12 protein-coding genes are annotated in these 15556 nt (G+C 33.3%); 2 read left to right on the forward strand and 10 right to left on the reverse strand.

Going from position 1 to position 15556, the window contains the following annotated elements:
* Positions 1 to 668: 668 nt before the first annotated feature.
* The 3 genes from ACP6PK_RS08870 to cysC form a co-directional block, all read right to left on the reverse strand.
* Positions 669 to 3116 (reverse strand): GumC family protein, encoded by a 2448-nt coding sequence (locus ACP6PK_RS08870; RefSeq protein ID WP_426559301.1) that lies wholly within the window; start codon positions 3114 to 3116, stop codon positions 669 to 671.
* A gap of 1328 nt (positions 3117 to 4444) precedes the next feature.
* Complete coding sequence (locus ACP6PK_RS08875) at positions 4445 to 6097, reverse strand: SLBB domain-containing protein (protein ID WP_426559302.1); 1653 nt, start codon at positions 6095 to 6097, stop codon at positions 4445 to 4447.
* Positions 6098 to 6120: 23 nt separating this feature from the next.
* A complete protein-coding gene (cysC, locus tag ACP6PK_RS08880; protein ID WP_256386654.1) occupies positions 6121 to 6684 on the reverse strand; it encodes an adenylyl-sulfate kinase in 564 nt (187 codons plus the stop codon).
* Between the two features lie 348 nt (positions 6685 to 7032).
* Between cysC and ACP6PK_RS08885 the strand changes: the two genes are divergently transcribed.
* Positions 7033 to 7284 (forward strand): hypothetical protein, encoded by a 252-nt coding sequence (locus ACP6PK_RS08885; RefSeq protein ID WP_426559303.1) that lies wholly within the window; start codon positions 7033 to 7035, stop codon positions 7282 to 7284.
* Positions 7285 to 8515: 1231 nt separating this feature from the next.
* Positions 8516 to 9421: a heterocyst differentiation master regulator HetR gene (gene hetR, locus ACP6PK_RS08890; protein ID WP_426559304.1), complete on the forward strand. Its 906-nt coding sequence runs from the start codon at positions 8516 to 8518 to the stop codon at positions 9419 to 9421.
* 511 nt (positions 9422 to 9932) lie between these two features.
* On the opposite strand, the gene ACP6PK_RS08895 is transcribed toward hetR, so the two are convergent.
* From ACP6PK_RS08895 to ACP6PK_RS08925, 7 genes are all read right to left on the reverse strand, one after another.
* On the reverse strand, positions 9933 to 10262 hold the full coding sequence (locus ACP6PK_RS08895; RefSeq protein ID WP_426559305.1) for a hypothetical protein: 330 nt from the start codon (positions 10260 to 10262) through the stop codon (positions 9933 to 9935).
* On the reverse strand, positions 10211 to 10429 hold the full coding sequence (locus ACP6PK_RS08900) for a hypothetical protein (RefSeq protein WP_426559306.1): 219 nt from the start codon (positions 10427 to 10429) through the stop codon (positions 10211 to 10213). Before ACP6PK_RS08900 ends, ACP6PK_RS08895 begins: the two co-directional genes overlap by 52 nt.
* A 386-nt stretch (positions 10430 to 10815) precedes the next feature.
* Complete coding sequence (locus ACP6PK_RS08905) at positions 10816 to 11280, reverse strand: hypothetical protein (RefSeq protein WP_426559307.1); 465 nt, start codon at positions 11278 to 11280, stop codon at positions 10816 to 10818.
* A gap of 445 nt (positions 11281 to 11725) precedes the next feature.
* Entirely contained in the window at positions 11726 to 12079 is a 354-nt protein-coding gene (locus ACP6PK_RS08910) for a hypothetical protein (RefSeq protein ID WP_426559308.1), read from the reverse strand.
* 307 nt (positions 12080 to 12386) lie between these two features.
* Entirely contained in the window at positions 12387 to 13925 is a 1539-nt protein-coding gene (locus ACP6PK_RS08915) for a hypothetical protein (protein ID WP_426559309.1), read from the reverse strand.
* A gap of 334 nt (positions 13926 to 14259) precedes the next feature.
* Complete coding sequence (locus ACP6PK_RS08920; protein WP_426559310.1) at positions 14260 to 14469, reverse strand: hypothetical protein; 210 nt, start codon at positions 14467 to 14469, stop codon at positions 14260 to 14262.
* 108 nt (positions 14470 to 14577) lie between these two features.
* Positions 14578 to 15159 (reverse strand): hypothetical protein, encoded by a 582-nt coding sequence (locus ACP6PK_RS08925; RefSeq protein ID WP_426559311.1) that lies wholly within the window; start codon positions 15157 to 15159, stop codon positions 14578 to 14580.
* Between the last annotated feature and the right edge of the window lie 397 nt (positions 15160 to 15556).

Below are 15556 nucleotides of genomic sequence, written 5' to 3' on the forward strand. Positions count from 1 at the left end.
TAATTAGAGCATATGAACGAGTTAGATAGAAATAGGGAGATAAAATTATAGATTTCCAAAACTCTTTCATTATCAATTATTAATTATTAATTATTAGCAGAGGCTGTAAACTAAATTGATTAATTATCAATTATCCATTGGTAAAGGTACTTTTTCCAAATACTTTATACTTTCTAACTCTTCTACCTTCTGAATCCAGAATAACTGCCTTGCCCTCGTCATAGAACTTCCTATCTAAAACGGATTCAGTATCACTACTACCAAAATTTTTTACCGAAAAATTAAGGTATAAAGCCTCTCCATTCATGGAGAAAAAAGCGGTCGTTTTCGGAGCATTCCCAAGGATGGGATGGCGTTTTGCTTCGCAACATATAAAGCGGAGCAGCTCTGAAAGAGCGGGTCTCCTTTCCCTCCGGGACGCTACGTGTTTTCCTGCGGAATGCTGCGCAAACATCTCGCGTAACGTTTAGCGTTCCGCAAAACTTTCCTGACGGAATGCTCCGCAAACGTTAACGCGGAGCGACATGAAAAACGCGCGTTGTGCGGAACGCTAAACCCATATCCAATCGACCAAGAGAAGAAAAAAATTTCTTTTAACCCAATCCTTCTATTACAGAAGAGGTAATTATTAATTATTAATTGTTAATTATTAATTATTGAATACTACCCTACCTCATTTCCTCATACTGAGGCTCAATATACTCATAGTCATAATATCGCTGATAATAAGAATCCGCCTGATCGCCATTACCCACAATACCCAACATTGGTATACCTGCCATACTTAAATCATCTAGAGCTAAACTTAAAGCTTCTCGCTCAGTTTTGCCTAACCCCACTACTAATAATAATCCATTAGTACAAGCTGCTAATAAATTAGCATCAGCTCTTCCCAATAATGGAGCTGTATCACAAATTACTAAATCAAAATTACTAGCTGAGTCTTGAATCAATTGCCCCATTTCCCTTGAGGACAAAATTTTTGTAGGGTCTGGAGGAATAGGTCCAGAAGTTAAGACAAACAGATTTTCATCCACAGGCGATCGCTGAATAGCAGTTTCTATCGGTATACCATCAATAATTACACTACTTAACCCCTGCTGATTTGACAATCCCATCATATTATGAATTTGTGGACAACGTAAATCAGCATCTATTAATAGTACCTGTTGACCCATAGCAGCAGCAGCGCGAGCCAAATGAGCTGCTACTGTAGATTTACCATCCCCTGGTAAGGCAGAACTAATTACGAAAGAATTAATCGGATTTTCTATATTTAATAGACGAATATTAGCATTTAAAGTGCGAAAAGCTTCTTGAAAAGCTGAGGGATATAAAACCAAAGCTGAACTTTTCTTTTCCTTCAACTCATCATTCATCCACATTCTTTGTTCATGTATAGGAATTACTCCTAACAAAGGTAAACCAATAGATTTTTTGACTTCTTTTGGTGTCTCAAAAACATCTTGCTTAAATTTCTCTCCCAACTGAGCTAATAATATTCCAAATACTAATCCTGTTAATCCTCCCAAGGCAAGATTTAATAACATATTTGGAGATATTTTTACTAACTCACCGTTTTGATTTTTTAATAATTCTGGTGGTGCTATTAATTCCCAAGGTAACTTTGTTTCAGCAATTTCTATTTGTAATATCTGTTGTTTTTCTAACAGGTCTTTAATCGTTTTATTTGATATTTCTAATTCTTGCTGAATTTCCGTGTAACGCCTGACTACTTCTGGCATTTTTTCAGCATATTTATTTAATTTACCTTCCGCTGCATCCAATACTTTACCTCTAACTTCCATCACCTCTATTTGATTAGCAGCTAATATCATTTTGTGAATTAATTCTAGGCGAACAGAATCTTGAAAAGCTAAAGCCTTTTTACTTACTTCTTCAATATCTCTACCAATAACTTTTTCTGCCTCTTGATTTAATAAAGGTAGTAATTTTTCTCGCTGTTTATATAAAGCTTGCATTTGAGGTGCTTTATCTTTAAAACGAGCTGATTCTAAAGCAATCGTTGTTTCTACCTTTTGTAATTGATTTAATAATGATTGATATCTTGGCGCTTGGCTTAAAGCTGAAGCTATCAAAGCTTCTTCTGGATTAATCCCCAACTGACTTTGCACCATAGTATGGAGCGATCGCTGTTGGTCAAGTAATATTTTATTTTCTAGTTTTTGAGATTGAATTGCGTTCCTTTCTGCTGCTATTTCTTGACTTTTAATTTCTGGATTAATAAATAGATACTCTTGTTGCAGTTGCTGTAATTCCTGTCGCAGTTCTTTAACTTTTTGCTGATATTTAGGAATTTTTGAATCAACAAATTTCAAGCCTTTACCAGTCTTACTCTGATTATCTTCACGACCATATTTAAGATAATTTTCTGCCAGTTTATCTAAGACAAACTTGATTTTATTTGTGTCTGAATCTTTATAGCTAACTTCTATGATTTTCGTATCACCCAACCTTTGAACTTTCACTTTTTCTATACTAAAAAAATTATTTCTTGGTTTTTCAAAGAGGGAATTATAATTCACTTCTGGATACTCTTTTTGAATATCCGCAATTATTGGCTGCATAATTTGCGGACTTTTCAGCAATTGAATTTGCGACTCATAATCCAAGATATAATTATTATCTTCTTGATTTTGATTAGCCACTGAATAAATTATTTTCTCATCACCATAAATAATTTTTGCCGTCTGTTTTTCCCAATCTTCTCCAAAATTTGTACCTAATATTTTTTCATCTGTATCTAATTGATTATTAGCTGAATTCTTCACCATAACTCGTTCAACTAATATTTGAAATTTTCCTTGATATATAGGAATCTGATTTAAACTCCAGAAATATGCTCCAGTTGTTGCGGCAGTTGTCACACTAAAAATCAAGAAAAAACGATGACATATTAATTTCCAAATCTTATTTTCTTTTTGAGATACTTTTTCTTCAAAATTTTGAAATTCAGCCTCATATATATTATGTTTAGGGAGTAGGGAGGTAGGGACGTTGCATGCAACGTCCCTACTCCGTAGGGAAGAGTCTACCAGTTTACCGTGATTATTATATAAGGATAACTGAGAATTTTTTTTCGGTTCCATATCCATAATTAAAATCTCAAATCAAAAATAGGGAGTAGGGAATAGGGAGTAGGTAGTAGGGAAGAGTCTACCAGTTCGCGATTATTATATAAAGATAACTGAGAGTTTTTTTTTGCTGCATATCCATAATTAAAATCTCAAATCAAAAATAGGGAGTAGCAAGGAGTCTACCAGTTTGCAAACATAGAAAAGCAATAACAGAGACTTCCCAGAATTAAAAGTATAGTTAGTAGTTAGCTATCAGCTATTAGCTTTAAGTACATAAGCAAAATTAATTACATATTCTTTTCCTAAATTATCAAGAACTTTTTTGAGATATTGAAGTAAGCTTTTCGGTGTCATTCTTTTGAAAAGCTTTCTACTCTGTCAATTTACAGCACTTTTTAGGATGGTGAGGTACACTTTAATTAATTATCTGTTGCCTAAAGTCCTAAAAATTTGTACCTCACTAACTCCGAAACTGCTGTAAGTCTCTAATAAATTTCATAACCTCATAAATATGTATTTGGTTTTTATACTATACATTCCTTTGCTAAATATGTGTAATTAATTTTGCACAACTACTTATTACCTTTAAAACAGAAAAAAGCGATTTATAACTTTCCCAGAATTAAATGTTACTGTCAAAGTCTATCATTCATAGATAACTGATATTTTTTTTTGCTACATATCTATAATTATAGTCAAAAGTTAAAAATAAAATTATTGTCTAAGCATTCAATTGCTAAACACTTAAATCATTAGTATAATTCTGGAAATATAACTTGATAATATCCTAACCAAAGTTGCCATTGCCATTTATATATATTATAATAATTATAGTAAGTAATATTGTCAATAATACCTATTTCAAAAAAATTGTTAGATTAACTCTTTTAGTAGGTAAATTATCGGTCGATTTGAGAACTAAAATCATTAGGATATACCTTGATTTAGCCCTATATTCATTAATGGATAATTACCTCTGGTTAAAACCGTTCTTGATTGAATCTAAGGAAACATCCTAGCACTTTTTTTCTATTAATGATTTTTTGTTTTTTTTCTGCTTTTAAGGAGAGGCTTTAAACTTTAATTATTCGGTAAAAAATTTTATAATAATTAATTTTAACTGAAAGCCTTTGAAATTATGACTCCTGACTCCTAACTACCACCACAACATTATAAATAATATAGCAATCCTCCGCATATTCGTGGCAAAAATATTACAGCTTTTTAGGGAAAACTTAACTCGGAACAGGTAACAAGTCAGAGTTTCAACTTTTTTATTTACTTTTTAATTCCCCGCAACCTATGCGCGGATTGCTATATTCCCTATTCCCTACTCCCTAAATTAATCAAAAAATATCAAAAAATATTCCTAAAATTCTATTAATTGGACTCAAAGGAGCTAACACCCCTCCCACATTATCAGTAAAGGTTGCTCTACCAGAACGACCAACTACAATTACATCATTATTCAGCAAAGTTGGATTATTTTCTTCATTAACTTTTGCCGAAAAATCTACTTGTACTTTTCGCCGAGTAACTGTACCATTAGGATTAAGACGAATAAGTTCTATTTCTTCTGTTTTTGCTCTTGCTGGATTAAAACCTCCTGCTGCTAATAAAGCTTGATTAAGTGTACTATTAGGAGTAACAAAAACTGTTCCAGGCTTAACTACTTCTCCAATAACATTAATTTTGAGATTACCAGGAGAAAAACTTGAAGCAGTAACTTCAGCTAACTCATCTAAATTAACTTCATCTGCTACTGGCACATAAATTGTATCTCCTGATTCTAATACTATATCTTGACTTAAATCCCCACTTTGTAGTAGTTCCCAAAGATTTACTTTAATAACTTGCTCAGTACCAGCGCGAGTTAACCGACGCACCCTAATTTGCCGAATATCCGCTGTTGAAGTAATACCCCCTGCCATTTTAATTGCTTTCGTAACAGTATGCAGCGTCGTATTCTCAGGAAGTGAAATATTTCTATCTGCCTCACTAGAGTCTAAATTTTCTTCTATAGGCAAAACTTGACTTTGGTCAATATCTGTTTCTAATATATAAGGACCAGGCCGTGCCACTTCTCCAACCACTGCAATGTTGATAGGTTGAGTATTAGTACCAGCAAAATTAGCGCTTGCTAATTGATTTGACTCTACTGGATTAACTTCTGTAATACTAGGAACAAATAAAGTATCCCCATCCCGCAAAGAAATATCTTGGACTAAATTGCCATTTTGTAAAAGTTCCCATAAATTAATGTTAATTACTTGTTCTGAGGCGTTAAGTTGGAGGCGACGAATTTTGATTTGTCTAATATCTGCGGAACTTGTTACTCCACCAGCTACCTGTAATGCTTTAGTTACTGTAGGTAGTTGAGTCCCACTTTTACTATCACCACCTTGACTAACTATCGGCGAAATGGTATATGAACCAGGATGTTGAACTTCTCCGGCGATCGCTATTTTTAATGGACGTGCTGCTAATAGATTAAGGTTAACTATAGGTATTTGTAGATACTCACCGTATTTTTCTTGAATTAATTCTTTTGCTCCCTCTAAAGTCATTCCCTGAACAGACACATTACCTATTAATTGTAGGTTGAGAGTCCCATCAATTTGCACTTGATGTTGGCCATTTTCCCCACTATATTCTGGTAGATTAAAGATGTCTATTTGAACCCGATCACCTGGGCCTAGTGTATATCCTTTTGAATCTGGTAATGGTGTTTCTGGTTCAGGAATCAATATTGGTTCTGGGGGTGGAGGTAGGAGAGGTGGTTGTGCTTCTATACCTTTAGGTAAAGGTTCTGTTAGTTTTGGTAAGGTTGAAGTTTCTTGTGTTGTTTGGTCTTCCTGAGAGAGGAGTTGAGCTTGTGCAGAATATGATACTCTCCAGTAACTGCATAATATAACTATTGTTCCATAACTTAAAATTTTGGATAAAGATAATATTTTGCTAATTACATCTTCTTGATTTTTTGATTCTTGCTGCTTCATTGCTCACTTCCTCCCTATTTTTTTTAACTCAAATAACCTAATTTTTCTAGACTACTAATTATATGAGCTACGCTTTCGTCTAAAGTTTCTTTGTCTGTGTAGCAAGTAATTTCTGGATTTTCTGGTGGTTCGTAAGGATCATCAATACCAGTAAACTGTTTAATTTCTCCAGCCCTGGCTTTAGCATATAAACCTTTAACGTCACGTTTTTCACATACTTCTAAAGGTGCATTTATATAAACTTCTATAAAATTTTCATCCATTTCTCTAATTTCATTTCGTATTGCTTTGTAAGGGCTAATTGCTGCCGTAATCCCTACTACTCCATTTCTACTTAGGAGATGAGCTACAAATCCAATTCGCCGGATATTTATATCTCGGTCTTCTTTACTAAAAGTCAAACCTTTTGATAGGTTTTCTCTGACTATATCTCCATCTAATATTTCTACTTTCCGACCTCTTTCTTTTAATTTTTCTGCTACAACCCTACTAATAGTTGTTTTACCAGCACCACTTAACCCTGTAAACCAGAGAATGAATCCTTTTTCCATTTTTACTTGATTTTTGTGAGTTTTTACTGAATATATATTCTACTTCAATTAGTAAATTAAGAGAATCTTTTGTAAGTAAATTTTTCAGCGGGGATCGGTGAGATTAGTGGCCTAATCTCTGATACTTCTGTTTAGTTGTGATGGTTAAAACACCGGATAATAATCACTCTAAAGTTTGAAGTTTGCTTTTTTATTTGAGAATGTAATATGTGGGTTGATTTAAGTCTTAGCTTTACATCTACAATTTGGGAATAAATCCAGTTTAATATATTAGTCCGCCACACCCTTTTCTATAGATTGAACTAACAAATTATTTGTTAACTATCCTGATTTTATCTTCAATATCCGTATCAGAGAATAGATACTCTTACATGGATATGACCTATGCAAAGTTATACAGCGATCGTTTTCTCGTTTTTATTATTACTTGGTAATGCTTCTAATAGCCAAGCTCTAATGACTGGAAATGAACTTGAATTATCTGCAACATTTTTCAGAGGCTCTGCTCAAACCAGTCACGGAGGACCTAAGTATCCCCGGGACTCAAGAAACAACAGACGAAACTTTGTCAGCACAATCTGCACTTCTGAACTAGATAATCAGGAAATTTGTCCTCATCGTGGTAGTGGACGTTAAAACTATTTCCTACTTTTTAAGTTTCAGTATGAATTTGGAGTTTTGTCAAATAACTTTGAGCTTTTAGATTGAGAATGTTGCTTCTATAGTTCCATGTTCCATCTATGAACATTATAATGTGAAAAATTAGCTAAAATTTGGGTTTAAAGCCTTGCTATTCAATAGATGACTTATTTTCTTAAGTCTTTAGAAAAAGGGTATAAGGTATCCACCGCTCTAAAAATCTGGTGCAGGGTGGTGAAAATAATCCGTCAGTTAAAAAATCCTCAAAACCTATACCAATCAAAAGTATGGATTTTAAAATTTTAATTACTTCTAATGAGTGGGAGTAGTTATTTGACTGATAATTTTGAAATTCTAAAGTTTGTCTTTGCTTAAACTTGGGGTCTAGATTTACCAATGGATAATTGATAATTAATCAATTCGGCTTTATTGCCCTATATTTCCAGAGAAAAGCTAGGAGATTTCCTTATCTTCAATGAACCTATCCCACTAATAATATTTTTGCACTAAAGCCCAAGTATTGTTAAAAATAAAAACGAAAAATCCAGCTTTTCAGGAAAATTTTACTTAAGTAAATAAGCATTTTTAGAATAGTGGGATAGGTTGATGCTCTCGGTTTTCATTGAGGAATTATCCATTATCCATTAATGAGAGGTTACTCATTTGAGATGGTAAGCAAATAGCTTGGGTAGATGAGCATCTCTCAATGAAGGATATGGGCAAGGTATTTAATTTAAGTAAGCTCTATAGACTAGGAATGTTGCATGGCAGAATAATCTCTTTGACTACTTATTGGCCATTTTGAGTTGGCCTAACTTTAACTCTAAAGCTAAGAAACAGGATACTATGTCAAAGTCAGATTATTAATTGAATATGTTATGCTATTATCAATTATGTCTGTCAGCAAACAGTACAAAGGGTGCAAAAATCTACTAAGATAACAGACCAGTTAATTACTGTGACCATCATCACACCAAACGCGAAAAAATCTCAAGAAGATATCTTTAAAGACCTAAATATCAACTCTAACTGTAGGGCTTGTCATAATTAACAATAAACTACAGCTAACGTATAAGAGAAAATTTCGCGTAATTCGTGCTATTGGTTAGTGTAACAGTTATAGCTGACTGACTTTCTGGCATTGAAATATTATCATAGTCAGCATATTTTTAATTGTTAATGGAGGACGATAGAATACCTCCTTAGTTTTGTTATTTTGGGGATTATAATGAAAAGCGATACCGATCTGATTAATAGCCTTAGCCCCAGCGCTATGGATCAGATTATGTTATATCTAGCGTTTAGCGCCATGAGGACGAGTGGGCATCGTCATGGAGCTTTTTTAGATGCAGCGGCAACGGCAGCTAAATGTGCCATTTATATGACCTATATTGAACAAGGTCAAAATCTCCGCATGACCGGACATCTGCATCACATCGAACCTAAACGGGTTAAGGTGATTGTGCAGGAAGTAGAAGAAGCACTTACAAAGGGTAAATTGCTGAAAATGTTGGGTTCTCAAGAACCTCGCTATTTGATTCAGTTTCCCTATGTATGGTTAGAACAGTATGCTTGGATACCTGGACGTTCCCGACTTCCTAATAGTAATCTTACTACAGAAGAGAGGCGATATATAGAAACTAAACTGCCTTCAAATATGCCTGATGCTAGATTGATTAATTCTTTTCAGTTTATGGAATTAATCGAGTTCTTGCATAGGCGTTCTCAGGAAGATTTACCACCAGAACGCCGGATGCCTCTGAGTGAAGCTTTGGCCGAACATATTAAACGTCGTTTGATTTATTCTGGGACGGTGACAAAGATAGATTCTCCTTGGGGAATGCCTTTTTATGCTCTGACTCGTTCTTCTTATTCTCCAGAAGATCAAGAAGAACGTACTTATATTATGGTTGAGGATACAGCTCGCTATTTCCGCTTGATGAAGGACTGGGCCGAAATGAATAATAGTAATAAGGTAATGCGGATTTTAGAGGAGTTTGATATTTCTCCTGATCGCTTTGAACAGGCTAAAGAGGAGTTAGATGAAATAATTAGACATTGGGCTGATAGATATCACGAGCCAGATGGAAAACAAATGGTGGTACAGATGGTTTTTGGCCCAAAGGATGATTAGTCTAATTACTTTACTTGCTAGCTTTGATAGCTTAGGAGTTAGAAGTTTTTCTAGCCCCTAATCTGAATCTGTTTTAATTTTAGTTATTTTGATTTTATTCTTTAGTGATTAAAGTTTTTAATAATCTTGATGACCTCAATTAATCTAATTTGAAGGTGCAGGGTTTTGACTAAACTTGATTCAAACTAATAGTTAGTTTAATCGAAAATAACTTATCATACAACTAAACAGGGTTGCATCTTGACTTTTTTTTTTACTATTAGGGATGAAAAGATTTGCTTAATGCGGTGCTATCTAGTCATTAATTTTGTTGTCTTTTGTGCTTCATACAAAAGAGGTTTATTAGATTTATAATTTTGAGTAATTTTTCATTATTAAGTAGTCGTGCTTTTAGGAATTTCCTATTTGAAAGAGGGAACACTTAACTGGGAACAGAGAGTTAATATAATGTGTAATTAATTTTGCTTATGAACTTAAATATTTAAGGTTTAATTTTATTGATTAAGTAGCATTATTTTCTATAATTTCCTTCAGCATATTCTAGTAATTCTTCCCAACTCATTCTACTCACTTTCCGCAACTCAATACTTTTTCCACTTCTAAAAAAGATTGTAGCTTTGGTTCCTATAATAGTTTCTTGAATATCAACTACTAGATAATTACGGTTATCTCTTCTCCAGTGAACTTCCGCTTCATCCCACCACTTCATTCCTTCACTTTTAAATATTGGGTTTTCTATCCAGTTATCATTCCATCGGTAGGGATGCCAATTGTTTTTAATTGCTTTGATTAAAAAACTATTTGGTGAACCAAAAAATCTTCCCCATGATTTTGTTTCCAATACCAATAAGATATAGTGGATCTAAAAGCATATTCCAAATCCCGATAACAGTAATAAATTGCTTCTTCTACATCTGAATTCAAAAAATATACACCAATTATAGTCAAAGCTGGAGCATACTTTTTTATTAGTTCTTGGATACCTTCATCTAATTCTAAGTATAGCAAAATTCAACCTCCATTTAATTGAATTCTCGTGTTTGACATAGTTCTACCGATGAAATTACAGGAATTGGTGAAGACCTTAAGTGTGGAGTAGATAACTCCTCATCTGTTACTATAATTGGTTCAACTTTCCAATTTAGATTAGGGTCTACACTAAGTCAGGTTAATACTTCTTGTAGATGATTATTAACCCATTTAACTCTTTGTTGATGATGTTCAATAGCAGGTTTTTCCTTACTTTTACCGAAAAATTGTGGGTATGCGCCTCCCCTGGGATAGGGGATAAAAAAAGAACATATTCCTTATTTCAATCCCGAAGCTTTCCTACGGAATGCTGCGCAAACAGCTAGAGGTACTGATAACTGTTAACGCAGTTCCTCTGCAAGAGGCTAACTGTTAACGCAGTTACGACCATAGGAGGCTAACTGATAACTGAAATGACCTTTGCCTTTTCCTATAAATAAATTATCTAATTCATTTTTCATTTGGTGTGGAGCACGAGCCATTGAAAAATTTTTACATTCAACTATTTTAATACATAAATTTTTAGGGTCAGCTACTAAGACATCTATATCACCTAACGGTTTTCCTTTTTGTTCCTCAATCTTAATTTCACCAATTTTTTTAACCTGCCGACATACTATTAGTTTTGAATCTTTTTCAAACCAATCAGCTATTCTATTATTGAAGTCTTCTCCTGCTTGGTTTGTTATCTTACTGATTATTTCTTTCATTTCTTTACTTTTTGCTTGAAGTCTTCCAGTCAAAAAAAATTGAATGAGGTATTCTTGTACTTCATATAAATGACGAATTCCCCAAATAATTTCTACTTTATTATTTTTTTGACGTAGCAAAAAAGGACGACGTCATTTCAGTTATCAGTTAGCCTCCTGCGGAGGAACTACGTTAACAGTTAGCCTCCTGCGGAGGAGCTGCGCTTTTTCCTATAGGGAATGCTCCGCTTTCCATGTCGCGCAGCGTTAACGTTTGCGTAGCATTCCGATAGGAAAGTTGTGCGGAACGCTAAACAGTTATCAGTGAACCTCCGACTTAAAGTCGGAGGCTTGAAATACTGAGTTAAATATTTCTCTTGGTCGATTGGATATGGCGTTTAGCTGGCGCACAACGCGCGTTAACGGCTGTCGCCGACATGAAAAGCGTTCGCGGCTCTGCAAGAGCGGGAAACCTCGCCATCCCATCCTGACGGAATGCTCCGCAAACGACCGCTTTTTCATCCCCTTAAAAGGGGAGGCGCATACCCTCATTTTTTGGTAAATACGACAATAAACGATTAAATTTTCAAGGGTAAACATCTCTTTTCTCAAAAGTTTCATCGGGTTTAAGAAAGTCAGAATGCTGAGAAAGAGATAGTAGTTCAAGTGCTTTAGTAACTTTCTCTTCATTCCAATTTAATTGTGTCGCTAAACGAGTAATAAAATTTTCTAAAGGGAGACAAATAACAGTGGGGTGAATTTTTTTTCCAATATTAATAGCTTCTCCAAGTAATTCGCATATTTCTGTTATTGAATAACCAAATTCAATTGAAGCTGCTGCGTCTATTTTTTTGACAATTTCTGGTTTTTCAGTAGGTATCTGTGGAGTTTCCCAATATCTCTCAAATGATTCTGTTATTCGAGTTGTTTCACCACTCATAAAAATTGATAGATGAGTTTCTCTTGCTTTTTCATATTCTGTTGTATCTGTTTCTAATCTGCCAGAAGGTAAGATAGAAAGTTGAAAATCAGCTAATGAAAAATTAATTAAATCACTTTTAAATCCAAAGTTAATAATTTGATAGGCAAGAGCTTTTCATTAATTGATAATTGATAATGGATAATTGATAATTACCTCTGGTTAAAACCGTTACGGAATTGAAGATAAGGAAATATCCTAGCACTTTTTTCCCCTATCCAAGGGGAGGCTTCAAGGCGCGAATTATTTAATTATTAATTATTAATTATTAATTATTCGGTAAGCGATCGTAAATACTCAGACTAAAAGATCTTATACCAGTAGGAGGTTGAGCTACTACATATTCAATTATAAATCGACTTGCTAATGCAGTTTGATTATTTTCTAACATTTCCTTTTGAATATTTTTATACCTTTCAGGAATTGAACTGAAACAAGCTAACCGAGTTGGTATAGTTAAGCGATGCTCGTTTACTTGATGTACTATTGCTTCATGGTAACTAATTAAATTTTCTAGAAGATTTTCAGGATTTAATGAAGCAACTAATTTTTTTAATTTGCTATAAAAGAAACCAAAAACTTCATTATTCAAAAATTTTGTTCGTTCGTTTTCAGGAATTTTTCCTTGTGGATATTTCTTGACTGAATTTAGATAATCACCAAGGTCATCTAAAAGTTTATTTATATCTGCTTTTTGTACTTTTTGATATGCGGGTAGTTTCTTTGGATCGAGTTCGGGGTTAATGGAACTATCCAAATAAATAATTTGCTTTTTAAGACCAAGGGGAGGATGAATTTCAATAATTTTAGAGATTATTTCATCAGATAAATTTTCCTGTTCTTGTTCTGGTAGTAATTCTCGGAAACCTGTCAAAATATATTTCATCATTTCTCTTTCTGCACTATGATCAACTTGTAAAAAGTTTCTGGATGCTTCTGGCAATATCGTTACATTTATAGTTCCTGAACTTGTATCAACTGTAATATTTATTGGTGTTATGTCTTCTGAAAAATTTTGTCGTTTATTTGCTTCAAACCATGTTTTGCTAGATGGTAAAGATAGCTGAATAATAATCACGCGATATTGAGAAACAAGGGATTGGATAATTGGATTAGGTGACGGATTAAATGGCCATAACCAATATGCAATGGCAACTAAAAATTCCCTGTATAAATTATTAACTTCCTCTTGATTTTTCTGAATAATCCAAACATATAAAGGTAATGCTTCTAGAAGACAAGTTAGTGGTTGAGGTATTGTACTTAGAAAACTTCTAGGAATATAAATTGGAATCTCTCGTGTACTATATAATAAAGTTACTTCGGTGAAATAATTAGGTATATATGAAGGTACTGCATGATAGTCTCGTTGATTTATAACTTCCTGACGTAATTCTCCAGCACCGTCTTGAATAAAAATATCTGTATTGACGATACTTTGATCGGATAAATAATAACTATAGTCATTTTTTATATAATGAAATAAATTATTTAGCTCGTTGAATGAAACAAAATTTGCTTGTTGTTTAAGTCGCGAAATTGATATAGCGTATTTCCAAAGTACAAGTGATTTACCACCTTCTAATAATGTTATGGTTTCTAGGTCTGATGCGAATAAACCAATGGATAATAATGACTCTATTTTTGGCTGGTTAAAAGAAACTACTATCTGACGTCCTACACCTTGAAATACTGATAAAAATAAAACTTCATTAATACCTGATAAATTAGTAAAAGTATACTTATATATCTCTTTGATGTGAGGTTCTAGTTTTGTTTCTATATTATTCAGATTCCAATATGCCAAAGGTTGTTTAGAGTCATAACTATCTAATGAATCACTAACTAAACTTACATAAGCTAATTTATCTATATCAAATTGAAAAAAAGCATCTTGAAATAATGGAGTTTCAGGAATCTTAGGAGTTGATATTTTAGTTCGATAATTATTGATATAATACCATTTTGAAAAAAGAATGTTACGAATAGTAAGAGCGATAAAAAGACTTCACAGGAGATGTCCCTTGGACAAAAAATATGATGTATGACCTAAAAAACTATATTAAAGCCATTCCCATGCGACTCCGTACGGACGCCCTTATGCAACGTCCCTACCTCCTGACTCCTAAAAATTACCCTAGCTATTTGTAGCAAACATTTATCAAACTGGTATAACCCAGTGAATCTTCGATGTTATCCCAGACTACATTGCTATAAAATTTTACTAACTCATTTTTGACACCATACTCAATAGCAAGACAAATCAATTCATTCCTAGTAGCTGTTAACAATATTCCAGGAATGGCAACAATAAATTTGCCAGAAATTTTAATAATAGGTTTGGCTAACAACTCACCATTATCAATGTTGTAATTATTAATTGAAACATTACCAAGTTCTAATATTAAATTTTCTATTGCCTCAAAAATAATACCATTTTCAGTTAGTAAGTTAGTTAACTATGACTTACTAAAAGATACAGATTTTTTCAATTGATTCATATATTGAGAAGTTGGGAAAACAACATCACGACTTACATTTACTGGTTCTACTCCTCTTTCTAATCCAGCACATCTAGCTATTTCATTACTCAAAAGTAAAATTGCTAATATAAGTTCATAAACTTTGCGTTTTAATTGCTCATTGAAAAAATTTTCACCTTCAAAAAATATTGCTTTTACTAAATTTATTAAAATAAATGTTTGCTCTTCGGCAATTCCTGGAAATACAATATAGGAACCACCATAAAAATAAAAAGCTTCAGTAAATGGATTATTAAATGGGTCTTCTGATGAATAAAATAAAGCTAAAGTAGATGAATCAGAGTTGCAAACTTTCTCCAGTTCTTTAACACTAATACAATTTTTTGAACCCAAACCTTTATTTTTAATAGAAGCAACTGCATGAGCTAAAACTTCAAGACGAACAGAACGATTAGCATTTTCTGGCATTAGTTGTAATCCAGCAATAGTTGCTAGTAGATCGGCAGAATCATATTTGGATAAAATTTTTACAAGTTGATTTAAAGGATGTGAGTTCATGTTAGTTGATAATTTTTTTATCTTTTGTTTGAGGTCGAAGGTAGGAACCTTTCATGGAACTTCCCGACAAATTAGTAATTCGTATTCAATGGAAATATAAAAGAAGAAAAACAACTGTACTTTAGTAACTAGACTTTAGTAAATTGAGAAACCCTATATATTGAGCGATTATAGGAATTTCCCAAAAAGTCTATTGATTTAATTCCTAAATCAAGTCTTTTAACCAGATTAAAGATTATCAGAATTATCAAAATTAGATTTGATATATTTGAGGATATTTGAGGAATCAATAATTCTTTATTTACCTCGAACGAAGGAGGAATTTATACTTCTTTTGTTTGAGGTCGAAGGTAGGAACCTTTCATGGAACTTCCCGACAAATTAGTAATTCGTATTC

Origin of the sequence: Dapis hubbardiae BLCC-M172 (assembly GCF_050016015.1) — a bacterium.
GTDB lineage: Bacteria > Cyanobacteriota > Cyanobacteriia > Cyanobacteriales > Microcoleaceae > Trichodesmium.